General features: G+C 68.7%; 1 pseudogene. It reads left to right on the top strand.

Annotated features, from left to right (window positions below):
- A pseudogene (locus SCWH03_RS28515) lies at positions 1–192 on the top strand (hypothetical protein); the annotation flags it as partial.
- Positions 193–211 lie beyond the last annotated feature (19 nt).

Here is a 211-nt window from a genome sequence, read left to right as displayed (position 1 = left end):
CGTGGGCAGGTCGATCTCGACCTGGTCAGCGTGGATTCCACGGTCGCGCGCGCGCATCATCACGCGGCAGGGATGGCCGTCGATCCCGAACTGCTGGACGGGCTGGAGAAGGCCGTCGCCGAGGAAAAGGGGGTTCAAGAAAGGGACAAAGCGCACCGGTGGCTCCGCCGGACGAAGGCGGCGACGATGTGACGCGGGAGGAGCGGCGGCG

Source organism: Streptomyces pacificus (assembly GCF_011766325.1).
Lineage (GTDB): Bacteria > Actinomycetota > Actinomycetes > Streptomycetales > Streptomycetaceae > Streptomyces > Streptomyces pacificus.
This window is presented reverse-complemented; position numbering and strand designations above follow the sequence as displayed.